Genomic DNA, 23,296 nt, shown 5'->3' on the forward strand with positions numbered 1-23,296 from the left:
CCCTCGAAGTGGTCACCGGTAGAACTCAGGCCGCTCCACCAACTCCACTTCCACCCGCACCCCATCCTCCAACGCCCGCACCCCCGCCTCGCACACGGCCGCCGCCGCGTACCCGTCCCAGACGCTCGGGCCGGTGACCTCGCCGCGGCGGGTGGCGTCGATCCAGGTCTGGATCTCGCGGTCGTAGGCGTCGGCGAAGCGTTCGACGTAGTCCTGGGCGATGGTGCCGCCCCAGCGGCCGGCCATGTTGGTGACCATGGCGTGGCCGTCGCCGATGCGGGCGGTCCCGCGTTCGCAGACGATCTCGGCCTGGACCTGGTAGCCGAAGCCGCAGTTGACGAACATCTCGACGTCGACGATCGCGCCGCCGTCGGTCTCGAAGACGACGAACTGCGGGTCCTGGAGGTCGTCCGGGGCGCTCGCCGAGGGGCGCGGGCGCAGTACCTGGACGGCCGTGATCTCGTGGCCGAGCAGCCAGCGGGTCGCGTCGGTCTCGTGCGCCACGGAGTCGCTGATGAGCATGGAGCTGGTGAAGCCGGGCGGACTGGCCGCGTTGCGGTGCCGGTTGTGGAGCATGAGCGGTCTGCCCAACTGCCCCGTCCCCAGCAGGGCCTTGAGCTTCATGTACTCGGCGTCGTAGCGCCGCATGAAGCCCACCTGGACCCGGCGGTGGCCGAGTCTCTGCTCCGCCTCCAGCACGCGTAGCGCCGAGGCCGCGTCCGGAGTGAGGGGCTTCTCGCACAGGACCGGGAGGTCGTGCTCGAAGGCCGTCAGCAGGGCGGCCTCGTGGGCCGGGCCCGGTGAGGCGATCAGGACCGCGTCGACGTCGGCCGCCGCCATCGCGGCGGCCGGGTCGGTGTACGCGGTGCAGCCGTCGACACCGGACGCGATCCGTTTGGCGCGCTCGGCGTCGACGTCCACGACGGCGGTCACCCGGGCCCCGTTGACCACGTCCTGGATCCTGCGGACGTGGTCGGCCCCCATTTTTCCGGTTCCGACGACTGCCACTCCGAGCGGGTCGCGCGGGTTCATGGCCATCAGCCGTCCTTTCGGATCGTCAGGCACCGCAGGAACGGAGGAACTTGCGCGTGCGCTCCGCGATGGGCAGGGGCTTGTCCGGCTCGCACGGGTACATGTCCTGCTCGACGATCGCGAACAACTCCACGCCGAGGCGCTGCGCCGCGATCAGCACCGGCTCCAACTCCGGTACGCCGGACGGTGGTTCGCACATCACCCCGCGCGCCACGGCCGGTCCGAACGGCACCTCGTTCTTGACGACGTCGGCGAGGATCTCCGGGTCGACCTGCTTGAGGTGCAGATAGCCGATGCGTTCGCCGTACGCCTCGATCAGCTTGACGCTGTCGCCGCCGCAGTAGGCGTAATGCCCGGTGTCCAGGCAGAGGTTGACCAGTTCGGAGTCGGTCGAGTCGAGGAAGTGCTCGACGTGGTCCTCGGTGTCGAGGTGGGTGTCGGCGTGCGGGTGGACGACGATGTCGAGCCCGTACGCCTCCTTGACCTCGTGCCCGAGCCGCTCCATGCCCTTGGTGAGGTGCGCCCACTGCTCGCCGGTCAGCTCCGGCGGCTCCAGGATCTCGGCGGTCTTGTCGTCCCGCCAGAAGGAGGGGATGACGACCAGGTGCCGCGCGCCCATCGCCTGGGTGAGCGCGGCGACCTGACTGACGTGCTCCCACGTGGCGTCCCAGACGGAGGGGCCCCGGTGCAGGCCGGTGAAGACCGTGCCCGCGGAGACCTTCAGGTCACGTTGGGCGATCTCGTCCGTGAGCCGGGCCGGGTCGGTCGGCAGATAGCCGTACGGGCCCAGTTCGATCCAGGAGTACCCGGCCTGCGCGACCTCGTCCAGGAACCGTTGCCACGGCACCTGTTGGGGTTCGTCCGGGAACCACACGCCCCACGAGTCGGGGGCGGAGCCGACCCGGATGCGGTCCAGGAAGGGACGGTCCGACATGTCAGGCGGTCCCTTCGGGAGACGCGGCCACCGGCGCCTTGAGGGACTTCGCGTCGGGGAGCTCTTCGACGTCGACGCCGCGCACCTGGGACAACTCGTGCTTGAGCGCGGCGAGTTCGGTACCGCCGGCCATGTGGTTGGTGAGCTCTTCGAGAGTGATCTCGCTGCGCTCGGCCGACAGTTCCATCGTGCCCAGCCGCAGCACGCTGAAGTGGTCGCCGACCATGTAGGCGTGGTGCGGGTTGTGCGTGATGAAGATGACCCCGAGACCGCGCTCGCGGGCCGCGGCCACGTACTTGAGGACGACACCGGACTGCTTGACACCCAGCGCGGCGGTCGGCTCGTCCAGGATCAGGACGCGGGCGCCGAAGTAGACGGCGCGGGCGATCGCCACACACTGGCGCTGGCCGCCGGAGAGGGTGCCGATGGGCTGGTCCAGGTTGTCCAGGACGATGCCCATGTTGCGCAGCTCTTCGTCCGCGGTCTTCTTCATCCGCTCGATGTCGAGACGGCGCACCGGCCAGGGGCCCTTGGTCATCTCCGAGCCGAGGAAGAAGTTGCGCCACACCGGCATCAGCGGCACGACGGCCAGGTCCTGGTAGACCGTGGCGATGCCGCGGTCGAGCGCCTGCCGCGGAGTCGTGAAGTGCACCGGCTCCCCGTCTACGAGGAACTCGCCCTCGGTGTGCTGGTGCAGCCCGGAGATGATCTTGATCAGGGTCGACTTGCCCGCGCCGTTGTCACCCAGCACACAGGTGACCTGGCCCGGGCGGACCGCGAGGTCGACACCGTGCAGGGCACGGACGTTGCCGTACGCCTTGCCCGCGTTGCGCAGCTGGACGATCGGTGCGTCCGCGTCCCTCGGCACACTGTCTTCGAGGACGGCGCCGTGGGTGCCGGATTCATTGCTTGCCATGAAGGTCACCTCCGGGAAGCGGTCCGCTGGACCCACAGATTGATGAGGACGGCGCCCAGCAGCATCACGCCGAGGAACGCCTTGAACCAGTCGGGGTTCCAGCCGGCGTAGACGATGCCCTGCTGCACCATGCCGAACATGAACGCGCCGAAGACCGGGCCGATCGCCGAGCCGGCGCCGCCGGTCAGCAGGCAGCCGCCGATGACGGCCGCGGAGATGTAGATCAGCTCCTGACCGACGCCTTCGCCGGACTGCACGGTGTTGAAGGTGAACAGCTGGTGCATGCCGATGAACCAGGCACCGAAGCCGACCAGCATGAACAGGGAGATCTTGGTGAACGCGACGGGCACGCCGACGGCCCGCGCGGAGTCCTTGTTGCCGCCGACCGCGAAGATCCAGTTGCCGTACTTCGTGCGCAGCAGCACCCAGGTGGCGATCGCCGCGAACACCAGCCAGTAGACGATGGTGATCTTGATGTTGACGCCGCCGACGTCGAAGGACGTCGCGAAGACCTTCTTGGCCTGGTCGAAGCCGTCCATGTTGCTGATGTCGTCGGTCGCCACGTTCCCGGTGACCAGTTTCGTCACCGCGAGGTTGACGCCCTGGAGGATCAGGAAGCTGCCCAGCGTGACCAGGAAGCTTGGCAGCCCGGTCTTGACGACCATCCACCCGTTGAGGAAACCGATCCCCAGCGACACCAGCAGCGCGACGATCACACCGACCCACACGTTCATGGTGAGTTGGTAGCTGAGCATGCTCGCGGTCAGCGCCGAGGTGATCACCGCGACACCGGCGGAGAGGTCGAACTCGCCGCCGATCATCAGCAGGGCCACCGGCAGCGCCATGATCCCGATCGTCGACGAGCTGTAGAGGATGTTCGCCATCGAGGCGCCGTCCCGCACGGGCGGAGCGGCGATCAGGAAGAACACGTACACCGCGGCCGCGCCGAGGAAGACACCCACCTCGGGACGCGCCAACAGCCGTAGCGCCAGGGGCCGTTCAGAGGTCCGGCCGTCGGTTTCCTTCGGGCCGGGGGCCGGCGGTGAGGTCACCGCCGGCTCGGCGTGCTGGGTCATACTCATCACCGGGTTCCGTTGGCGGCGTACTTCGCGACGGCGTCGACGTTGGTCTTGTCGACGAAGGCCGGGCCGGTCAGTACGGGCTGCTCACCACCGCCGCTGTAGTTGCCGTTGTTCTTGTAGAGCCACAGCGAGTCGACCGCCAAGTAGCCCTGCAGGTACGGCTGCTGGTCCACCGCGAACTGGACGGTGCCCTTCTTGATGGCGCCCGTCAGGGTGCTGTTCAGGTCGAAGGTGGCGACCTTCGCCTTGCTGCCCGCGTCGGACAGCGACTGCACGGCCGTCATGGCGAACGGGGCGCCCAGTGTGACGACGTAGTCGATGGCCTTGTCCTGCGTGAGCTTGGCGGTGATCGTCGACTTCACCGACGGCATGTCCGTGCCGTTGACGTTCAGCACCTCGGTGGTGCCGGTGAACGTCTTCTTCACGCCGGCGCAGCGCTGGGTCAGACCGATGTTGCCCTGCTCCTGGATGACACAGACGGCCTTCTTGGCGCCCTCCGTGTTCAGCCGCTTGCCGAGCGCCTCGCCGGCCACCGTCTCGTCCTGGCCGAAGAACTCCAGCAGTCCGAGCCTCTTCCAGTCGCTGAGACCGGAGTTGAGGCCGACCACGGGTATGTTCGCGGTCTTCGCCTTGCCGATGACGTCCTTCAGGGCGTCGGGCTTGGCGAGGGTGACGGCGATGCCGTCGACCTTCTGGTCGATCGCGTTCTGCACCAGGTTCGACTGGTTGCCCGCGTTCGGGTCGGCCGAGTAGATGAGCTTGACGTTGTCCTTGTCGGCGGCGGCCTGGGCGCCCTTGCGGACGATGTCCCAGAACGTGTCGCCGGGCGCCTGGTGCGTGACCAGGGCGACCGTCATCCGGGGAGTGCTGGCCTTGCCCGCGGAAGCGCCGGAGCTGTCCTCCGTGGACTTCTTTCCGCCCGAGCTGCTGGAGCAGCCTGCGAGGGTCAGGGCCGCTGCCGCGGCCACCGCCACGAAGGGGGCCATTCTGCGCGAGCGGGAGTAAGTGGAACGGTCCATCTTTCCTGCACCTCACTGTGCTTCTGGGGAAAGGGAGTCATGATCGCAGAAATCCGGGCTCGGGGCCTGTCGACCCCGGGTCGTTTGCCGCGAAACACGGCTGTTGCGCTGGGACGGAATCAAATCCCTGGGCGCGTCCGCTGTCAATACTTTGTTAAGACATCATTTCACGAGCAGGTCCGAATGTAAGTACAAACTATTGACAGGGAGGCCCTCCGAGACCTACACCTGGGAGGCGGCAGGCCCATGGACCCGCCCACCCCCAGCAGCTCAGAGGAGTGTCGCGCATGGCCGAGTCAGCCCAGTCCTTCGATCTCATCACCATGGGCCGCATCGGGGTCGATCTCTACCCGTTGCAGTCTGGCGTACCACTGGCCCGTGTGGAGACGTTCGGCAAGTTCCTCGGAGGTTCGGCGAGCAATGTGGCCGTGGCGGCCGCCCGGCTCGGCCGCAGCACCGCGGTGATCACCCGCACCGGCGACGACCCCTTCGGAACGTATCTGCACGAGGCACTCAAGGACTTCGGGGTCGACGACCGCTGGGTCACTCCCGTCGCGGACTACCCGACCCCGGTCACGTTCTGCGAGATCTTCCCGCCGGACGACTTCCCGCTGTACTTCTACCGGCAGCCCAAGGCGCCGGACCTGGAGATCCGCACCGACGAGCTGGACTACTTCGCGATCCGCCAGGCCCGCGTCTTCTGGATCACCGGCACCGGTCTGAGCGAGGAGCCGAGCCGCTCCGCCACGCTCGCCGCCCTCAAGGCGCGCGACAAGGCGGGCACCACGGTCTTCGACCTCGACTGGCGCCCGATGTTCTGGAAGGACCCGGAGGAGGCCCGCCCGTACTACGCCGAGGCGCTGCGGCACGCGACGGTCGCGGTGGGCAACCTCGACGAGTGCGAGATCGCCACCGGCGTCCGCGAGCCGCGCGCCTGCGCCCAGGCGCTGCTGGACGCGGGCGTGGAGCTGGCCGTCGTCAAGCAGGGCCCCAAGGGCGTCCTGGCCGTGCACCGCGACGGCACGACCGCCGAGGTGCCCCCGGTGCCGGTCGAGGTGCTCAACGGCCTCGGCGCGGGCGACGCCTTCGGCGGCTCGCTGTGCCACGGGCTGCTGGCCGGCTGGGACCTGGAGAGAACCATGCGGTACGCCAACGCGGCAGGCGCCCTCGTCGCCTCCCGCCTCGCCTGCTCCACCGCGATGCCCACCGAGTCCGAGGTCGAGGGCCTCCTCGCCGGCGCGCGAGTGGGCGACTGAGCACGTGGCCGATCCAGTGCCCCGACACGCGACGTTCGCCCCGTCGCGACGCCCGGCACGCTCCCCCAGTGCCTCAAGGGCCTGGGAGGTGCCCCCACTCGCCGCACCGGCCGAAAGCCCAAGTACGTCCAGTACGAGGACTTCCGGCCGGCACTCCCCCAGCCTCCGGCCGGCGGACCCCCAGGGCACGCACCGGACGCCGCTCCTTGACGGGCAGACGTTGCCTGCCGGGTCACTGGCCACCCCTGAACGGAGCTTCTCTTGAGCATCAGCATTCCCGACCTGGTCACGGTCAGAGCCCGGCATCCGGAGGCCGTCGCCGAGGCGGCCGCGCGCCGGGTGCGCCGCCCGCTGCTGGGCGACAGCGGCCGTCTGATGATCGTGGCCGCCGACCACCCGGCCCGCGGTGCCCTGGGCGTCGGCGACCGCCGCACGGCCATGGCGAACCGCGGCGACCTGCTGGAACGCCTGTGCGTCGCGCTGTCCCGGCCCGGTGTCGACGGGGTGCTCGCCACCGCCGACATACTTGAGGACCTGCTCCTGCTCGGGGTCCTCGACGGCAAGGTCGTGATGGGCTCGATGAACCGCGGCGGCCTGTCCGGTGCCGCCTTCGAGATGGACGACCGGTTCACCGGCCACCGCGCCGAGGACATCGCCCGCCTCCGCTTCGACGCGGGCAAGCTGCTGCTCCGCATCGACTACGACGACCCGGGCTCGCTGACCACCCTGGAGGCCACCGCGCGGGCGATAGACGACATGGCCGCCCGCCAACTCCCCCTGTTCGTCGAGCCGTTCATCTCCCGCCGGGTCGACGGCAAGGTCCGCAACGACCTGTCCGCGGAGGCCGTGACCCGCTCGATCGCGATCTCCTCGGGCCTGGGCGGCACCTCCGCCTACACCTGGCTGAAACTGCCCGTCACCGACGACCCGGACGACATGGCCGAGGTCCTGGAGACCTCGACACTGCCCACCGTCCTGCTCGGCGGCGAGGTCGGGGACGACCAGGACGGCGCGTACGAGAAGTGGCGCAAGGCCCTGCGCCTGCCCACCGTCCAGGGCCTGGTCGTCGGCCGCTCCCTGCTGTACCCCGCCGTGGGCAGCGTGGAGACGGCGGTGGACACGGCTGTAGGTCTGTTGTGAACCGGAGGCACACGATGACGAGCGCTTATCACCTTCCCGCGGGCAAGGCCCTCGGCGGCCCCTACGTCGTGGACGTCACGCCCGAGTCCGCCGCGTGGGGCTACTCCAGCCTGCGGGTCCTGGAGCTGCCGCCGGGCGGCACGCACACCTTCGACACCGACGACAGCGAGTGGATCGTGCTCCCGCTGAGCGGCGCCTGCACGGTCTCCGCGTCCGACGACTTCGGCCACGACACCTTCGAACTCGACGGCCGCGAGAGCGTGTTCACCTCCGTCAGCGACTTCGCGTACGTCCCCCGGGACTCCCGTACGACGATCTCGTCCAACGGCGGCGGCCGTTTCGCCCTCAACGGCGCCCGCTGCAGCCGCCGCCTGCCCGCCCGCTACGGCCCGGCCTCGTCGGTGCCGGTGGAGCTGCGCGGCACCGGCAACAGCTCGCGGCAGGTCAACAACTTCGGCGCGGCCGGCGTCTTCGAGTGCGACAAGCTCATCGCGGTCGAGGTGATCACGCCCGGCGGCAACTGGTCGTCGTTCCCGCCGCACAAGCACGACGAGCACCGGCCCGGCGAGGAGTCCGTCCTCGAAGAGGTCTACTACTTCGAGTTCGCCGACCACGAGGGCACCCCGGGTCTCGGCTACCAGCGTGTCTCCCCGTCCGGGCAGGGCCGCAACACGGACGTCCTGGCCGAAGTGCGGGGCGGAGACGTCGTGTTGATCCCGGACGGCTGGCACGGGCCCTCGATGGCGGTGCCCGGTCACCACATGTACTACCTGAACGTCATGGCGGGTCCCGAGGACGACCGCTCCTGGCTGATCTGCGACCACCCCGATCACGCCTGGGTCCGCGGCACGTGGCCCGAGCAGCCCGTCGACCCCCGCCTCCCCCTCTACACGGCACCGGAGAAGTCCTGATGAGCACCCCCACCCGCCGCCTGACCGTCGCCCAGGCCCTGGTGCAGTTCCTGTCGGTCCAGTACACCGAGCGCGACGGCGTACGGCACCGGCTGATCGCCGGCACCTGGGGCATCTTCGGCCACGGCAACGTCGCGGGCCTCGGCCAGGCGCTGCTTGAGGCGGGCGAGGACACGATGCCGTTCCACCAGGGCCGCAACGAACAGGCCATGGTGCACGCGGCGGTCGGTTACGCCCGTCAGCTCGACCGGCTCTCCGCGCAGGCCGTCACGACGTCCATCGGACCGGGCGCCACCAACCTGGTCACGGGTGCCGCGCTGGCCACGGTCAACCGGCTGCCGGTCCTTCTCCTGCCCGGCGACTACTTCGCGACGCGCGCCGCCGACCCGCTGCTCCAGCAGCTGGAGCACCCGGTCGAGGCCGATCTCTCGGTCAACGACACCCTGCGCCCGGTCTCCCGCTACTTCGACCGCGTCATGCGCCCCGAGGCCCTGATCCCGGCCGCGCTGAACGCGATGCGCGTGCTCGCCGACCCGGTGGAGACCGGAGCGGTGACTCTCGCGCTGCCGCAGGACGTTCAGGCCGAGGCGTACGACTGGCCGGAGGAGTTCTTCGCCGACCGCGTGTGGCACGTACGGCGTCCCGCGGCCGATCCGTTCGAGCTGGCGGAGGCGGTCGCGGCGATCCGGGCCGCCGAGCGCCCGGTGATCGTCGCGGGCGGCGGCATCCACCACAGCCGCGCCGAGGAGGCGCTGAAGGCGCTGGTGGACGCCACCGGCATCCCGGTCGCCTCCACCCAGGCGGGCAAGGGCTCGCTCCGCTACGACCACCCGGCCGACCTGGGCGGCATCGGCCACACCGGCACCGCGGTCAGCGACGACATCGCGCGCACCGCCGACCTGGTGATCGGTGTCGGCACCCGCTACACGGACTTCACGACGGCCTCCCACACGCTCTTCCAGAACCCGGACGTCCGCTTCGTCAACCTCAACATCACCGCGTTCGACGCCCACAAGCTGGCGGCGCGCACCCTGGTGTGCGACGCGAGGGCCGGGCTCACCGCGTTGACCGAGGCACTCGCCGATCACCGTGTGAACTCGGTTTACGAGGCCGAGTACCGCGCGGGCAAGGAGCGGTGGGAGCAGGTTGTTGACACCGCGTTCACCGCCCCCGACGAGAACGCCGTACCGACCCAGACCCAACTCCTCGGCGCCCTCGACGCGGTCGTCGGCGACGACGACGTGGTGATCAACGCGGCCGGCTCGCTCCCCGGCGACCTGCACAAGCTGTGGCGGGCGCGCAGCCCGCGCCAGTACCACCTCGAATACGGCTACTCCTGCATGGGCTACGAGATCCCGGCCGGCATCGGCGTCCAGCAGGCGGCCCCCGACACCCCCGTGTGGTCGCTGGTCGGTGACGGCACGTACCTGATGATGCCGACCGAGATCGTCACCGCCGTCCAGGAAGGCCTCCCGGTCAACCTGGTCCTGATCCAGAACCACGGCTACGCCTCCATCGGCGGCCTCTCCGAGCAGGTCGGCGGCGAGCGCTTCGGCACCGCCTACCGCTACCGCGCGGCCGACGGCACCTTCTCCGGCGCCCCGCTCCCGGTCGACCTCGCCGCCAACGCGGCCAGCCTCGGCATGGACGTCCTGCGCGCCAAGACGGTCCGCGAACTGCGCGAGGCGCTGGCCACGGCCCGCGCCTCCGACCGTCCGACCTGCGTCTACGTCGAGACCGACATCGCCACCCCGACCGCTCCCCCGGCCGAGGCCTGGTGGGACGTACCGGTCGCCGAGACCGCCTCACGGCAATCCGCCGTACAGGCCCGCGAGGAGTACGACCGCCAGGTCGTCGACCGCCGCCGCCACCTCTGAACTCCCCTCCCCTGAAAGGCCCTTGCACCATGAAGACCATCACCCACTGGATCGACGGCAAGCCCGTCGAGAGCACCTCGGGCCGATTCGGTCCCGTGTACAACCCGGCGACCGGCGCGCAGGAGAAGCAGGTCGGCTTCGCGACCGTCGACGAGGTGGACATCGCCGTCGCCTCCGCGAAGGCCGCGTTCGAGAGCTGGGGCACCGCCTCCCTCGCCAAGCGCACGGCGATCCTGTTCAAGTACCGCGAGCTGCTGGACGCGCACCGCGACGAGATCGCCGAGCTGATCACCGCCGAGCACGGCAAGGTGCACTCGGACGCGCTCGGCGAGGTCGCGCGCGGCATGGAGATCGTCGAACTCGCCTGCGGGATCAGCGTGCAGCTGAAGGGCGAACTGTCGACGCAGGTCTCGACCCGCGTCGATGTCGCCTCAATCCGCCAGCCGCTGGGCGTGGTTGCCGGCATCACGCCGTTCAACTTCCCGGCCATGGTGCCGATGTGGATGTTCCCGCTGGCCATCGCGACCGGCAACACCTTCATCCTGAAGCCGAGCGAGAAGGACCCGTCGGCGTCCTACCGCCTGGCCGAACTCGCCTCCGAGGCGGGCCTGCCCCAGGGCGTGCTGAACGTCGTGCAGGGCGACAAGGTCGCCGTCGACCGCATCCTGGAGCACCCGGACATCGAGGCCGTCTCCTTCGTCGGCTCGACGCCGATCGCGAAGTACATCCAGCTCAAGGCAGTCGAGCACGGCAAGCGCGTACAGGCCCTCGGCGGCGCCAAGAACCACATGCTCGTCCTGCCCGACGCCGACCTGGACTTCGCCGCCGACCAGGCGATCAACGCGGCCTACGGCTCGGCCGGCGAGCGCTGCATGGCCGTCTCGGTCGTGGTCGCGGTCGGCGACACCGGTGACGAGCTGGTCGCCAAGATCGCCGAGCGCGCCGGCAACCTGCGCATCGGCCCCGGCAACGACCCGGCGAGCGAGATGGGCCCGCTCATCACCCGCGAGCACCGCGACAAGGTCGCCTCGTACGTCGCGTCGGCCGCCGAGCAGGGCGCCGAGGTCGTCGTGGACGGCACCGGCTTCTCGGTCGACGGCCACGAGGACGGCTTCTTCCTCGGCGTCTCCCTCCTCGACAAGGTGCCGCTGACCGCGGACGCGTACAAGGACGAGATCTTCGGCCCGGTCCTGGTCGTCGTCCGCGCCGAGTCCTACGACGAGGCCATCACCCTGATCAACAGCTCCCGTTGGGGCAACGGCACCGCGATCTTCACCCGGGACGGCGGCGCCGCCCGCCGCTTCCAGATGGAGGTCAAGGCAGGCATGGTCGGCGTGAACGTGCCGATCCCGGTGCCCGTCGGCTACCACTCCTTCGGCGGCTGGAAGGACTCCCTCTTCGGGGACCTCCACGTCTACGGCAACGACGGCGTCGCCTTCTACACGCAGGGCAAGGTGATCACCACCCGCTGGCCGGACCCGGCCGACGGTGGCATCAACCTCGGTTTCCCCAGCAACTCCTGACAATCCGTCACGATCCGTGAGGAGGTGCCCCTGTGGCGAAGACCGGTGGCTACTCGCGTGCCGCGAACGGGTCCCCGCTCGATGCCCTGCATTTCGCGCTGGACCGCAACAGTCCGGTGCCGCTGTACTACCAGCTCGCACAGCAGCTGGAGGCGGCGATCGAGCACGGGACCCTCGCTCCGGGCAACCTCCTGGGCAACGAGATCGACCTGTCCGTACGCCTCGGACTGTCCCGCCCCACCGTCCGCCAGGCCATCCAGTCCCTTGTCGACAAGGGACTGTTGGTCCGGCGGCGCGGGGTCGGCACGCAGGTGGTGCACAGCCAGGTCAAGAGGCCGCTGGAACTCAGCAGTCTCTACGACGACCTGGAGTCGGCGGGGCAGGGCCCGACCACAGAGGTCCTGCGCAACGAGGGTGTGCCCGCGACCGCGGATGTCGCGGCCGCCCTCGGTGTCCCGGAGGGCAGCGAGGTCACCCTCCTGGAACGGCTGCGCTCCACGCACGGCCAGCCGGTGGCGTTCCTGTGCAACTACCTCCCGTCGAACCTGCTCCAACTCGACACCGCCCGGCTGGAGTCGACGGGCCTGTACCGGATGCTGCGCACCGCCGGCATCACCCTGCACAGCGCCCGCCAGACGATAGGCGCCCGCTCGGCCACCCCGGCGGAGGCCACCCGCCTCGACGAGAAGGAGGGCGCGGCACTGCTCACGATGCAGCGCACGGCCTACGACGACACGGGGCGGGCGGTCGAGTACGGCACGCACATCTACCGGGCGTCGCGGTACGCGTTCGACTTCCAGTTGCTGGTCAGGCCCTGACCGTCCCGGCGGAGTCCAGGAACTCCCGCTGCTCCGCCGTCAGTTCCAGGTCCACGGCCGCGAGGTTCTCCTCCAACTGGGCGACCGACGACGCGCCCGCGAGCGGGACGATCGGCAGCGGACCGCCCAACTGCCAGGCCAGGACGACCTGGTTGACACTCGCCCCGGTCTCCTTCGCCACCTCCCGCAGCGCGGCGAGGCGGGCGGGGGTGCCCGGGTGGTCGTAGTCGGCGGGCAGGGGTTTGTCCTCGCGTGTGTAGGCGCCCGCCAGCAGAGGTGAGTAGGCGACCAGGGTGAGGGCGGGCTCGGCACGCAGGTAACCGAGCAGGTCCGGGCCGGCGCTGCCGAGGCTGCCGTCGGGGAAGAGGTCCGACGGCACGTCCGTCCGGGGGCGCAGATAGCTGTGCTGGTACTGGAGGATCTCGTAGCCGGGCAGGCCGGCCGCGGCGGCGAGCGCGCGGGCCCGTTCCACGCGCCAGGCGGCGTGGTTGCTGACGCCCAGGAGACCGACGGTGCCCTCGGCGACCAACTCGGCGAACCCTTCTACGGTTTCCTGTAGCGGAACGCTCCGGTCCTCGATGTGCGCGTACAGCAGGTCGAGTTTGTCGACGCCGAGGCGTTCGCGGCTGCGCTCGGCCGACTCGCGGATGACCTTCGCGGACAGGCCCTCCGGGTTGTCGGCGAACCCGGTGCCGGGTGCCAGGGGGCGGGCGCCGAGCTTGGTGGCGATCACGATCTCGTCGCCGATGCCGCGGCTGCGCCGCCACCGTCCGAGCAGTTTCTCGCTCTGGCCGCCCTGGCTCCCGTCGGTCCAGAAGGCGTAGTTGTCCGACGTGTCGATGAAGTTCCCCCCGGCCTCGACATAGCGGTCGAGTACGGCGAAGGAGGTCTCCTCGTCGGTGCGGGAGCCGAACAGCATCGCGCCGAGCGCGAGCACGCTCACCTCACGGCGGTGCGCCGGATCGGTGCCTATCGTGCGGTACTTCATGGTGGTCCCTCCCGTTCGCACCCGGTACTCCGGGCGCGAACGGGAGTCTTCCTCTTGAAGCGCACTTCAAGTCAAGGCCCCAGGCGGCTACTTGGCGAACGGCCCGTCCAGCGCCGCCCATTGGAGCAGCATGATCGTCTTGGCGTCGGCGATCTCGCCGGTGCGGATCATCTCCAGGGCTCTGCGGAAGGGCAGTTCGAGGATCTCGATGTCCTCGCCCTCCTCCTGGAGTCCCCCGCCCTCGTGCGTGCGGGTCGAGGGGCCGTAGGAGGCGGCGTAGAAACCGATGCGTTCGGTGACCGACCCCGGACTCATGTAGACGTCGAAGACGTGCTCCACCTCCCCCACGGTGTGCCCGGTCTCCTCCACCACCTCGCGCCGAACAGCCTCCTCCGGGTGCTCGTCCTCGTCGTCGAGGAGTCCTCCCGGTGTCTCGACGAGCATGCCGTCGGGGTGGCCGTTGACGTACACGGGGAAGCGGAACTGGCGGGTGAGCAGGACCGTTTCGCGCTCGGCGTCGTAGAGGAGCAGGGTCGCGCCGTTGCCGCGGTCGTGGGTCTCGCGTTCCTGGGTGGTCCAGGTGCCGTCGGCGTGCCGGAAGTCGAAGGTCGTGGTCCGCTCGACGTACCAGTGGCTGGACAGCAGGGTCACGTCGCGGACCTTGACGCGGGGGTTGCCGGTCAGGTCGAGGCCGGTGCGGTCCAGGCCGGTGCGGCCCCGGCGGTCGGGGGTGTCGGCGCCCGCGGTCATCGGACACCGGCCGGACGGGAGGGGGCGATCGAGTTGGTCATGTCCGACGTCTATCACCCCGGAGCGCGAGACGCCTGGCCGGAACCTGTGCCCCACGAGCCCAACTGGTGTGCCGGTTGCGTTGATTCGTCGCGTACCGTCCCGGGGTCCGGGCATGCTGGAAGCATGTCTGAGCACGGTGATCAGGTTCCCGGATACCGGATGATCAGGATGGAGGCCCTGCCGGACGCCCCGGCGGCGGCCCTCGCGGACGTGGAGGCGTGGCAGGCCCGCAAGGCCTATCCGAACGTCCTCGGCGGTGGTGGCCCGGTGTTCGGTGTGGCCGAGGAACTGGAGACCGGTGGCTGGCAGATCATCTCCCTCTTCTCCAGCTCCTACCCGCAGGGCTCCCGCGACACCCTGGCCATGACCTTCCGCGAACGGGCGCGGGACGCCGGTGACGCGGGCGACACGGCGGCACAGCAGGAGTGGCAGCGGAACGCGGAGCGGCTGGACTGGGAGGCCCTGAACGAACTCACGGTGCTCGGCCGCCGGTTCCGGATCGTGCGGGGGGACCAGTTCATCCGGATGGGCCCGACGGGACCGGAGCCGCCCCGGCCGTCGGACCCCGATCCGGCGAAGGTCGGGCACGGTCACGAATACCGCGGCCGTACCAAGGGATTCGTGATCGACCCGTTCACCCCGACGGGCATGTCCGAGGGCATCCTGCGGATGGAGCTGCTGTCGCTGGTCCAGGCCCCGGGCACGGCTCCCTCCGCCGTACGGAAGGACTCGTTGCGCGCCGTGGAGACGCATCCCGGGGGTGTGCTGCTGCCCGCCGAGTTCACCGCGGCCGAGTTCTCGGACGGCCACTGGGCGCCGAGGCAGATGACGAACGCGAGCCCGCAGGGGTCGCGGGACACGCTCACCACCTATCTGCGGGTGATGGCGCCGGTCATGGAGAAGCTCGACGACGAGACCCGGGCCGAGTACGGGCGGCTGGCCGACCGGATCGACGACGAGCGCTGCGACGAGATCGTGATCGACGGATGCCGGACGCGGATCGTGCGCGTAGAACGCCTCGTCCGCGTCGGCCCCGACGGTCCCGAGAGCCCGCGCCCCTCCGACCCCGACCCCGAACTCCCCACCGCCGTCCAGGAGGAGCAGCTCCGCGAGGAGGGCGTGTTCGACGAGTACCGGGTACTGAACGAGGAGGAGACCGAGCAGCGCCGCGTGGCGGAGGAACAGGCGAAGGAGTTCCTCCGGCTGTTCGAGGAGCAGCGGCGACGGCGCGAGGCCGCGGAGGAGGCCTGAGTTGACGCGGTGGGTGGGGCCGATCGGCCCCACCCACCTCTTGGACGGTGCCGTCAGCTCTTGCCAAGCATCTTGTTCATCTGCTTGATCTCGGCGCTCTGAGCCGTGATCACGTCGGCCGCGAGAGTGGTGGCGGGGGTGTAACTGCCGTCCGCCTTCTCGGTCTTGGCCATGTCGATGGCACCCTCGTGGTGCTCGACCATCATGGTGAGGAACATGGTGTCGAAGTCGGCGCCGGAGGCCTTCTCCAGTTTGCCCATGTCGGCGTCGCTCATCATGCCGGGCGTGGCGGACGACGACATGTCGTGACCCATGCCGGAGTCCATGCCGGACATGTCCTGGGGAACCTGCTCGCCCCACGAGGTGAGCCAGCCGGACATGGTCTTGATCTCCGGGGCCTGGGCGCCCTTGATCTTCGTGGCGAGGCTCTTGACCTGCGCCGAGGAGGCGTGGCCGGCGGCCAGTCCGGCCATCTCCACGGCCTGGCGGTGGTGCTGGATCATCTCCTTCGAGAAGGAGACGTCCGCGGCGTTGTGGCCGCCGGTCGCGGTGGCGGTCGCGGTCCCGCTGCTCGCCTTGCCGCCGCCGTCGTTGCCGCACGCGGCGAGCGTGAGGGCGGCCACCGAGGCGGTGACGGCGAGAACGGTACGACGGACGAACCTGCGCTGTGCGGTCATGGTGGAACTCCTGGTGTGTGGATCCGTTCAGGGCATGCCGATGCGCGCACGGTGACGTGTCGCGCAGGTTGCTCTAGATCCGCAGGAGTTGGAGTTCGGCGAGCGAGGGCGGGGCCCGGCCCCCGTCGGGACCACTGCCCGTCCCGGACGTACGCCCGTCCGGTACCTCGGCGCAGGCCGCCACATCGGGTTGCAGCACCGGAATCACGGCCGGGGCACCGGCGACGGACGCGGAGGCGCAGGTCGCGTCGGCGTGCGCCATGTGGCTGCCGCCGCAGTCGCCCGAGCCGTGATCACAGGCGTCCGGCATCGACGCCTTCTCGCCCGTCGCCACCGTCGTCGCCATCCCGGCATGCCCATGCGCGGAGTCGGCCATGGGAACGGGCCCGAGGCCGTGCATCCCGAGCAGGCCGAACAGCAGGACGGCAACGAGCAGCCCGTAGGACCGCACGCGACGGTGCGGTCCTACGGGCTGCTCGGGACGGGCCATGACGCCACCATACCCACCCTGGGTATCGGGCCCGCACCGGACACCCCTGTCGTTACGGCTGCCAGTGCGGCTGTCAGGGCATTTGTCAGGGTTGCAACGCGGGTGCCCTCGCGCTGCGGTAGGTGGAGATGCCCAGGGCCAGCAACCAGTAGCTGAGGATCGCGCCCATCAGGGCGGTGGTGCCCCAGCCGTTCGCCGCGTAGAAATGCGCGGGAGTGTTCCCGAAGAACAGGGACGGCACGAAGGCCAGGTTGATCCCGGCCAGGACATAGGCCGACCTGGCGGTCCAGCGCGGCAGCAGTTGCGTGCGGGAGACGGCGAAGCCCAGCGCGGTCAGGAAGAACGCCAGCATCAGCCGGGAGATCGACCCGTAGAGGATGTAGGTGCCGCTGACGTCGATCGTCGGGTCGATCGGATGGTCGGCGGCGATGACCGCGCCGGCCTCCAGTCCGCTGGAGACCAGCGTGATCGTCGTGTAGACCAGCCCCGCCGTGAAGGCCATCGAACCGGCCCACTCGTAGTCCGGGTTCACGCGTTTCACCAGTTCGCGGAACGCGGTCACGAACACGAGCAGGAACGCCAGCGCGACGATCCCGATCAGCAGCCGCGCCAGCACGTTGGCGTCCGGCGGCGGGCCCGAGTAGACGAAGTACAGGGGCACTTCGACGATGAGAGCGACGGCGGCGGCGATGCCCGCACCGCCCGCCAGACGCCTGGCCGACATTTCGTTCATGGGGTCCCCCGGAGTTCCGTGTGGTGGATTCGGTACGTCATGAATCCTGCCGCCGACGGCACTCACGGTCCCTGGGCCTGAGGACCGGATCGGGGGTGGGCCTGACGACACCCCCCATCCATCGGATGTAAAGGAGTCAGGCGCCGAAGACCTGGAACTCCGAGACCTGCGCGGCCGGCCAGCCATTGTTCGCGGTGATGTTGAGTCGTACGTAGCGGGTGGTGACCGTGGAGGGCAGCGTGAGGGTCGCGGTGTTGCCGGTCGCCGGGTCGAAGGTGTAGCCCGCCTGGGCGAGGAGCTGGGTGGAGGTGCCGGCGTCCGTGCCGCCCTGGACGGAGATCGTCTGGGTACGGGTGGCCCAGGCGGTGGCCGGGGGAAGTTTCAGGACGATCCGCTTGACGCCGGTCGCGGCGCCCAGATCGACCTGGAGCCACTGCGGGAAGGCGTTGTTGGCGGACTCCCAGTAGGTGTTCGTGTCACCGTCGGTCGCGTTGCCCGAGGCGTACGACTGGGTGTGGCTGCTCTCCGAAGTGGGGCGGTGGAGCGCCAAGTTGGTGGTGCTGGACGGGGCGTCGGTGGTGACGGTGACCTGGTTGGAGGGCTGCGACACGTTGCCCGCCGCGTCGTAGGCGACGATGTCGAAGGTGTACCCGGTGGACGCGCCAAGTCCGGTGACGGTGAAGGAGGTTGAACTGGTCGTACCCACCTGTGTACTGGTCGAGCCGGACACCCGCAGGACTCGGTAGCCGCTCACGCCGACGTTGTCGGTCGACGTGTTCCAGGTCAGCGAGACGGAGTCGCTGGTGTGCCCGGTGACGGTCAGGGCACCCGGCGCGGCGGGCGGTGCGGTGTCACCACTGGTCGGAACTACCGGCTGGGTGGGGCGAGTCGGGGTCAGCGCGAGCTGGCCCTTGAGCATGCGGCCGCCGTCACCGGTGAGGCGCAGGTAGTAGTCGGAGGAGCAGGCGGTGCCGTCCTCGTCGAGGGCGAGGAACCCGGAGTTGGTGGGCACCCACGCCTGGGTCTCGGCGGTCTTGGCGATCTGGTTGCCCTCGTTGTACTCGTCGAACATGGAGATGTAGATGCCCTGCACCCCGGCCCGCACCATGTTGTAGAACTGCCGCCACATGAAGTCGCCGTGCGCGCGCTGCCGGCCGGAGACGTCGCCGGGCAGGACGCAGGGCTGGAAGTCGATGCCGTTGGCGTTGCAGTCGGCCTGGTCGGGGACGGTGTAGGTGGTGTAGGCGTTGTCGGCCTCGGTCACGTTGCCGATGGCGCCGACCATCCACGGCGAGATCATGTTGAAGGCGTGGTAGACACCCAGGTAACCGGGCTGTGAGCCCCCGGTGCCGGTCCGCCATTCGCGCGGGACGCCGCCGATGACGTAACAGCCCTGTCCCTTGAACCAGTTGACGACGTCGAGGCAGGCGTCGGCGGTGAAGGGGTGGTTGGGGTCGTTGAAGCCGAAGCCCCAGACGCAGACGACCGGCTTGCCGTTCTGCTTCGCGTACGCCGAGGACACGGTGTGCGCGGACATCTTGTTCGTCCAGTCCGTCTTGATCTCGGACTGCATGTTCGTCCAGTTGGAGACGTCGTACATGATGTAGAACTTCCGGCCGTACGACTCGGCGGCGCTGCGCACCTTGGTCGCCATGGCGTCGCGGGTGGGGCCCTCGCCGCCGGTGGGGTTGAAGCGTTGCAGGGCTGCCGTGTCGATGTTGTTCTGCTGCATCCACAGGAAGTGGGTGTTCACCGTCTGCTGGTCGTAGGAGGAGAACAGCTTGGCGGGCTGGCCGTTGCCCAGGGCGGCGTACGACGTCTGGTAGGTGTTGGTGTACTCCCGCACATCGGGCCAGCAGCTGATGCCGGTGTTGGTCGGGGACGGCGGCTGGCTCCAGTTCTGGGTCCAGTGCCACCAGCCGTTGATGGGCGCGCCGTCGCCGGTACAGGCGAACCAGCCCTGGTAGCCGACGGTGATCTTGCCGACGACGTCGCCCGGCGCGCCGGCCGCCGACGCGGTGGGGGCGAGCACGGTCTCGGCCGCTCCCGTGGTTCCCACCGCGGTGGCCGCGATCGCGGCCCTCAAGAAGACTCTGCGTGTGACACCCATGTGGACTCCTCCGGACTCCTCTTCGGTGGTCGGTGCCTCCGGGCGCGGGCGTGAACGCGCTCGCGCCCGGCGACACCATCGGGTCGGGTCAACCGGCTCGGATCAGCTGTTCCAGACCTGGAACTCCGAGATCTGACCGGCCGGCCAGCCGTTGTTCGCCGTGATGTTCACCCGGAGGTATCGCTGGGTGGTCGCGGTGAACGTGAGGGTGACCGTGTTGTTGGTGGTCGGGTCGAAGGTGTACGTCGCCGACGACTTGAGGGTGGTGAAGGAGGAGCCGTCGGTGCTGCCCGACAGGGACAGCGTCTGGTTGCGGGCGCCCCAGCCTGCGGGGAGTTGGAGGACGACCCGGCCGGCGCTCTGAGCGGAACCGAGGTCCACCTGCACCCACTGCGGGAAGGCGTTGTTGGCGCTCTCCCAGTAGCTGCCCTGGTTGCCGTCCGTCACGTTCGACGCCGCGTACACGTCGGTGTGGCTGGACTCGGTCGTGGACGCGCCGGCCGCCATGTTCCTGCTCACCGTGCCGGCACCAACGCCGGTCAGCGCGACCGTAGTTGTGCCGTTCGACGCGTTGCTGGCGATGCTGAGATCACCGGCGCGGGTGCCGGACGCGGTGGGTGTGAACGTGACGCTCACCGTGCAGGAGGCGTTCGCCGCGATCGACGTCCCGCAGGTGTTGGTCTGCGCGAAGTCGCCCGTGACGGTGATACCGGAGACGGTCGCGGCGGCGGTTCCGGTGTTGGTCACCGTGACCGTCTTCGCACCGCTGGCGGTGTTGAGCGCCTGGGTGGGATACGACAAGGACGTCGGGTCGGCCGCCAGGGTCGCCGACGAGGAGCCGCCGCCGCTCGGGAACACCTCGAAGTCCGACAACTGGGCAGCGTTCCAGCCCGTGTTGGCGGTGATGTTGACCCGCACGTATCTCGCCGTGGCGGCACTGAACGTGATGGTCACCGTGTTGCCGGTGCTCGGATCGAAGGTGTACCCGGCCGAGGCCTTGACCGTCGAGAAGCTCGAACCGTCCATGGATCCCTGCACCGACAGAGTCTGCGTACGAGCCGACCACGCAGTCGCCGGCGGGAGTTTGAGCACGACCTTGCCGACGCTGTAGTTCTGGCCGAGGTCGACCTGGGCCCACTGCGGGAACGAACCGAGCGTGCCCTCCCAGTACGTCGACGCGTCCGTGTCGGTGAGGTTCGAGGCGACGTACGGACTGCTGCTCGAACTCGCCGCCGCCGGGCGCCCGGCGGCGATGTTGGTGGTGCTGTCGATGCCGCTGCCGGTCAGGGAGACGGTGGTCGGGCTGTTGTTGGCGTTGCTGGTGACGGTCAGGTTGCCCGCGCGCGATCCGCCCGCCGTGGGCTTGAACCCGACGTTCACCGTGCAGGACGCGCCGACCGCGAGGGTTGTGCAGTTGTTGGTCTGGCTGAAGTCACCGGTCGCCGCGACGGCCGAGACGGTCGCCGACGCGGTGCCCGAGTTCGTCACCGTCACCGTCTGCGCGGTGGCCGACGAGCCGACCACCGTGGCGGCGAAGGACAGACTCGCCGGATCGGTGTTCAGCACCGGCCCCGGCGCGGTGCCGGTACCGGAGAGGCTGACCGTGTTGGTGGTCCCGCCCGCGTTGACGGTCAGCGCGCCGTTACGGCTGCCGGTCGCCGTCGGCGTGAACTTCACGCTGACGGTGCACGAGCCGTTCGCCGCGATCGACGAGCCGCACGTGTTGGTCTGGGCGTAGTCGCCGCTGGTGGAGATCGCCGAGACGGACGCGGCGGTGTTGGTCGGATTGGAGACCGTCACGGTCTGTGCGGTGCTCGTCGAACCGGTCGCTACCGAACCGAAGTTGAGCGCGCCGGGGGTGGCCGTGACGCCCTCCGACGGGTAGGGCGGGAAGACCGGAGCGGGCCAACCGCCGCAGTACGGCGTGCCGCTGATGCCGGAGTTGCCGCCGCCGTCGGTGATGACGAAGTTGCCGCCCGAGCAGTTGTACACCGGGGACGAGTAACCGACGCCGGTAGCCGTGACGTTGGTGAACTTGGCGGCGCCGCCGGTCTGTTCCTGCAAGGCGAAGGTTCCGGTGCCCGCGATGGTCACGTTGTTGAGGTTGACCCCGCTGATGGTGCCCTCGACCCACTGGACGGCTTCGTAGGGGCTCTGCTGGATCAGCGCGTTGGTCACGTTGATCGGGCCGGTGATCGCGCCCTGGCTGCCGTCGAACCACAACGCACCCACGCCGAACTGCCAGTTGGGGTCGAGGCTGCCGGCCCGGACCATGGTGTTGTCGGAGATCGTGGTGGTGCCGACCGGCGTCGACGTGAAGCGCTGCCCCACGTGGATGCCGCCGCCCTGGGCGATGCCGGTGTCCACCACGCGGTTGCCGCTGACGGTGTTGTCGTGGCCGCCGTAGATCGCGATGGCGTTGGCGAGGATCTGCAGTGACACGGTGTTGTTGGAGATCGTGTCGTTGGCGTCGGCGCCGATACCGGAGTCCGCCCAGGTGGCGATGCCGTCGTCGCCGGTGTTGCGGATCTCGCTGTTGGTCACCTTCGAGTTGGTGACGCCGCCGTGGAAGTTGATGCCGTCGGCGGTGGTGTCCCGGATGCGCATGCCGGTGAATGTCAGGCCGTCCATCGGCCCGTCCATCCAGGCGCCGACCTTCATGTGGTCGATCCACACACTGGAGACGGTCGAGTTGCTCATCGCGCCGCCGATGCCGTTGACCTGGGCGCTGTCGTCGCGTTCCTGCACGTTGCCGAAGATCGCGAAGTTCTGCAGGCGCACGTCGGTGCTCGCGTTGGGCGCGGAGTTGCCGTAGAAGCCGGGGGCCGTGCCGGTGACGGTCGAGTACCACATGCCGGCGCCGGCGATCGTGACGTTGTTGACGCTGATGTGGCCGGGGATGTTGAAGGTGCCCGGCGGGATCCACACGGTGCCACCGGGTCCTGCCGAGCTGATCGCGGCGTTGAACGCGCTGGTCGCGTCGGCCACGCCGGTCGCGTCGGCGCCCTTGCTGGTCACCGACACCGCCCCGGAGGGTGCGGTGAGGGCGGCGCCGACCTGCTCGAAGTCGGCGAAGTCGAGCGTGTACGAGGAGGCGGTATCCCCCGCGTCGACCTGGAGCTTGAAGGTCGTTCCCGCCGGATAGGTGGTGGAGAACAGGCGGTGGGCCTCGTCGAAGAAGTGGTGCGGGTTGCTGCCCGGCGTGTTGGTGAAGGGGTAGCTGCCGTAGTACCAGCTGTAGGCGTTGGTCAGGGTGAAGTCGGGCTGCTTGACGCCGTTGACGTACAGCGACAGCGCGGCGGTGTAGACCGAGCCGCCCGAGGTGTCGGGGATGCTGTACCGGAAGTTGATCGAGTTGGTCGCCACCGGCGTGGTGAACGTGACGTACTGGCCGGTGCCCTGCAGCGTCGTCGCCTTGCGGTACGACGCCTCGTCGGCCAACTGGCCCTGGGTGTAACTCGGGCCGATGGACGAGCCGTTGGTGGCGGAGTTCTCCGCCTGCACCTCGACGTACGGCAGGCTCGCGCCGCTGCCGCCGGTGGCGGTGGATGCCGCCGCAGCGGGTGGAACAGCCAGAGCGAAGACGCCTACGGCGGCCAGCATCACGGTGCTGACCCCGCAGACGAGGGCTCGTCTCAGATCTCGGATGGAATGGAACACGTGCCACTCCTTACGTAATGAAATGCCGGAACAGTCGCGCTGGTGCCGCCAGAGAGGGAGGGGAGACGGGGGGTTGATGACGATGCA

The 23,296-nt window shown here is 69.4% G+C and carries 19 protein-coding genes; 7 read left to right on the plus strand and 12 right to left on the minus strand.

Annotation, left to right across the window (positions count from 1 at the left end):
• Nucleotides 1-12: 12 nt before the first annotated feature.
• Genes ACFWP5_RS27470 through ACFWP5_RS27490 form a run of 5 tightly spaced genes read right to left on the minus strand, consistent with a single transcriptional unit; the run spans nt 13 to nt 4,983 of the window.
• Nucleotides 13-1,032, minus strand: coding sequence for a Gfo/Idh/MocA family protein (locus tag ACFWP5_RS27470; RefSeq protein ID WP_384162029.1), 1,020 nt, complete (start codon nt 1,030-1,032; stop codon nt 13-15).
• Between the two features lie 25 nt (nt 1,033-1,057).
• Entirely contained in the window at nt 1,058-1,966 is a 909-nt protein-coding gene (locus ACFWP5_RS27475) for a sugar phosphate isomerase/epimerase family protein (protein ID WP_384161916.1), read from the minus strand.
• Between the two features lies 1 nt (nt 1,967).
• Nucleotides 1,968-2,882 carry an ATP-binding cassette domain-containing protein gene (locus ACFWP5_RS27480; RefSeq protein WP_384161919.1) on the minus strand — a complete coding sequence of 305 codons (915 nt, stop codon included), beginning with the start codon at nt 2,880-2,882 and terminating at the stop codon, nt 1,968-1,970.
• A gap of 5 nt (nt 2,883-2,887) precedes the next feature.
• Entirely contained in the window at nt 2,888-3,964 is a 1,077-nt protein-coding gene (locus ACFWP5_RS27485) for an ABC transporter permease (RefSeq protein ID WP_384161922.1), read from the minus strand.
• Nucleotides 3,964-4,983: a sugar ABC transporter substrate-binding protein gene (locus ACFWP5_RS27490; RefSeq protein ID WP_384161924.1), complete on the minus strand. Its 1,020-nt coding sequence runs from the start codon at nt 4,981-4,983 to the stop codon at nt 3,964-3,966. Before ACFWP5_RS27490 ends, ACFWP5_RS27485 begins: the two co-directional genes overlap by 1 nt.
• 287 nt (nt 4,984-5,270) lie before the next feature.
• Between ACFWP5_RS27490 and iolC the strand changes: the two genes are divergently transcribed.
• The 6 genes from iolC (at nt 5,271) to ACFWP5_RS27520 (ending at nt 12,508) form a co-directional block, all read left to right on the plus strand.
• Entirely contained in the window at nt 5,271-6,239 is a 969-nt protein-coding gene (gene iolC, locus ACFWP5_RS27495) for a 5-dehydro-2-deoxygluconokinase (RefSeq protein WP_384161927.1), read from the plus strand.
• A 261-nt stretch (nt 6,240-6,500) separates the two neighbouring features.
• Entirely contained in the window at nt 6,501-7,379 is an 879-nt protein-coding gene (locus ACFWP5_RS27500) for a deoxyribose-phosphate aldolase (protein ID WP_384161930.1), read from the plus strand.
• A 14-nt stretch (nt 7,380-7,393) separates the two neighbouring features.
• Nucleotides 7,394-8,290 (plus strand): 5-deoxy-glucuronate isomerase, encoded by an 897-nt coding sequence (iolB, locus tag ACFWP5_RS27505; protein WP_384161933.1) that lies wholly within the window; start codon nt 7,394-7,396, stop codon nt 8,288-8,290.
• Nucleotides 8,290-10,167, plus strand: a complete 1,878-nt coding sequence (gene iolD / locus ACFWP5_RS27510) for a 3D-(3,5/4)-trihydroxycyclohexane-1,2-dione acylhydrolase (decyclizing) (RefSeq protein ID WP_384161936.1) — start codon at nt 8,290-8,292, stop codon at nt 10,165-10,167. The genes iolB and iolD overlap by 1 nt, the downstream gene beginning before the upstream one ends.
• A gap of 29 nt (nt 10,168-10,196) precedes the next feature.
• Nucleotides 10,197-11,690: a CoA-acylating methylmalonate-semialdehyde dehydrogenase gene (locus ACFWP5_RS27515; RefSeq protein WP_384161939.1), complete on the plus strand. Its 1,494-nt coding sequence runs from the start codon at nt 10,197-10,199 to the stop codon at nt 11,688-11,690.
• Nucleotides 11,691-11,722: 32 nt separating this feature from the next.
• Nucleotides 11,723-12,508: a GntR family transcriptional regulator gene (locus ACFWP5_RS27520; RefSeq protein WP_384161942.1), complete on the plus strand. Its 786-nt coding sequence runs from the start codon at nt 11,723-11,725 to the stop codon at nt 12,506-12,508.
• Here ACFWP5_RS27520 and ACFWP5_RS27525 read toward each other — a convergent pair.
• Both ACFWP5_RS27525 and ACFWP5_RS27530 read right to left on the minus strand, forming a co-directional pair.
• The gene (locus ACFWP5_RS27525) at nt 12,498-13,496 is read right to left on the minus strand and encodes an aldo/keto reductase (protein WP_384161945.1); all 999 of its coding nucleotides are present in this window, start codon (nt 13,494-13,496) and stop codon (nt 12,498-12,500) included. The two genes, ACFWP5_RS27520 and ACFWP5_RS27525, sit on opposite strands and share 11 nt — an antisense overlap.
• Before the next feature lie 87 nt (nt 13,497-13,583).
• The gene (locus ACFWP5_RS27530; protein WP_384161948.1) at nt 13,584-14,246 is read right to left on the minus strand and encodes an NUDIX domain-containing protein; all 663 of its coding nucleotides are present in this window, start codon (nt 14,244-14,246) and stop codon (nt 13,584-13,586) included.
• Nucleotides 14,247-14,411: 165 nt separating this feature from the next.
• Here ACFWP5_RS27530 and ACFWP5_RS27535 point away from each other — a divergent pair, with 165 nt between their 5' ends.
• Nucleotides 14,412-15,539, plus strand: coding sequence for a DUF5954 family protein (locus ACFWP5_RS27535; protein WP_384161950.1), 1,128 nt, complete (start codon nt 14,412-14,414; stop codon nt 15,537-15,539).
• Between the two features lie 53 nt (nt 15,540-15,592).
• Here the strand turns inward: ACFWP5_RS27535 and ACFWP5_RS27540 are convergent, their stop codons facing one another.
• The 5 genes from ACFWP5_RS27540 to ACFWP5_RS27560 form a co-directional block, all read right to left on the minus strand.
• Nucleotides 15,593-16,216, minus strand: a complete 624-nt coding sequence (locus tag ACFWP5_RS27540) for a DUF305 domain-containing protein (RefSeq protein WP_384161953.1) — start codon at nt 16,214-16,216, stop codon at nt 15,593-15,595.
• Between the two features lie 73 nt (nt 16,217-16,289).
• Nucleotides 16,290-16,706: a DUF6153 family protein gene (locus tag ACFWP5_RS27545; protein WP_384161956.1), complete on the minus strand. Its 417-nt coding sequence runs from the start codon at nt 16,704-16,706 to the stop codon at nt 16,290-16,292.
• A gap of 85 nt (nt 16,707-16,791) precedes the next feature.
• Nucleotides 16,792-17,439 (minus strand): hypothetical protein, encoded by a 648-nt coding sequence (locus tag ACFWP5_RS27550; RefSeq protein WP_384161959.1) that lies wholly within the window; start codon nt 17,437-17,439, stop codon nt 16,792-16,794.
• A 136-nt stretch (nt 17,440-17,575) separates the two neighbouring features.
• Nucleotides 17,576-19,549 (minus strand): discoidin domain-containing protein, encoded by a 1,974-nt coding sequence (locus tag ACFWP5_RS27555; RefSeq protein ID WP_384161962.1) that lies wholly within the window; start codon nt 19,547-19,549, stop codon nt 17,576-17,578.
• Nucleotides 19,550-19,651: 102 nt separating this feature from the next.
• On the minus strand, nt 19,652-23,209 hold the full coding sequence (locus tag ACFWP5_RS27560; RefSeq protein ID WP_384161966.1) for a choice-of-anchor D domain-containing protein: 3,558 nt from the start codon (nt 23,207-23,209) through the stop codon (nt 19,652-19,654).
• Between the last annotated feature and the right edge of the window lie 87 nt (nt 23,210-23,296).

It is taken from the genome of Streptomyces sp. NPDC058469, assembly GCF_042721125.1.
Taxonomy (GTDB): Bacteria; Actinomycetota; Actinomycetes; order Streptomycetales; family Streptomycetaceae; genus Streptomyces.

Coding starts and splice junctions, on each gene's coding strand:
- ACFWP5_RS27480 (WP_384161919.1), bottom strand. CDS start 2,882: ATGGCAAGCAATGAATCCGGCACCCACGGCGCCGTCCTCGAAGACAGT.
- iolC (WP_384161927.1), top strand. CDS start 5,271: ATGGCCGAGTCAGCCCAGTCCTTCGATCTCATCACCATGGGCCGCATC.
- ACFWP5_RS27515 (WP_384161939.1), top strand. CDS start 10,197: ATGAAGACCATCACCCACTGGATCGACGGCAAGCCCGTCGAGAGCACC.
- ACFWP5_RS27475 (WP_384161916.1), bottom strand. CDS start 1,966: ATGTCGGACCGTCCCTTCCTGGACCGCATCCGGGTCGGCTCCGCCCCC.
- ACFWP5_RS27535 (WP_384161950.1), top strand. CDS start 14,412: ATGTCTGAGCACGGTGATCAGGTTCCCGGATACCGGATGATCAGGATG.
- ACFWP5_RS27555 (WP_384161962.1), bottom strand. CDS start 19,549: ATGGGTGTCACACGCAGAGTCTTCTTGAGGGCCGCGATCGCGGCCACC.
- ACFWP5_RS27525 (WP_384161945.1), bottom strand. CDS start 13,496: ATGAAGTACCGCACGATAGGCACCGATCCGGCGCACCGCCGTGAGGTG.
- iolD (WP_384161936.1), top strand. CDS start 8,290: ATGAGCACCCCCACCCGCCGCCTGACCGTCGCCCAGGCCCTGGTGCAG.
- ACFWP5_RS27540 (WP_384161953.1), bottom strand. CDS start 16,216: ATGACCGCACAGCGCAGGTTCGTCCGTCGTACCGTTCTCGCCGTCACC.
- ACFWP5_RS27530 (WP_384161948.1), bottom strand. CDS start 14,246: ATGACCGCGGGCGCCGACACCCCCGACCGCCGGGGCCGCACCGGCCTG.
- ACFWP5_RS27490 (WP_384161924.1), bottom strand. CDS start 4,983: ATGGACCGTTCCACTTACTCCCGCTCGCGCAGAATGGCCCCCTTCGTG.
- iolB (WP_384161933.1), top strand. CDS start 7,394: ATGACGAGCGCTTATCACCTTCCCGCGGGCAAGGCCCTCGGCGGCCCC.
- ACFWP5_RS27550 (WP_384161959.1), bottom strand. CDS start 17,439: ATGAACGAAATGTCGGCCAGGCGTCTGGCGGGCGGTGCGGGCATCGCC.
- ACFWP5_RS27545 (WP_384161956.1), bottom strand. CDS start 16,706: ATGGCCCGTCCCGAGCAGCCCGTAGGACCGCACCGTCGCGTGCGGTCC.
- ACFWP5_RS27470 (WP_384162029.1), bottom strand. CDS start 1,032: ATGAACCCGCGCGACCCGCTCGGAGTGGCAGTCGTCGGAACCGGAAAA.
- ACFWP5_RS27485 (WP_384161922.1), bottom strand. CDS start 3,964: ATGAGTATGACCCAGCACGCCGAGCCGGCGGTGACCTCACCGCCGGCC.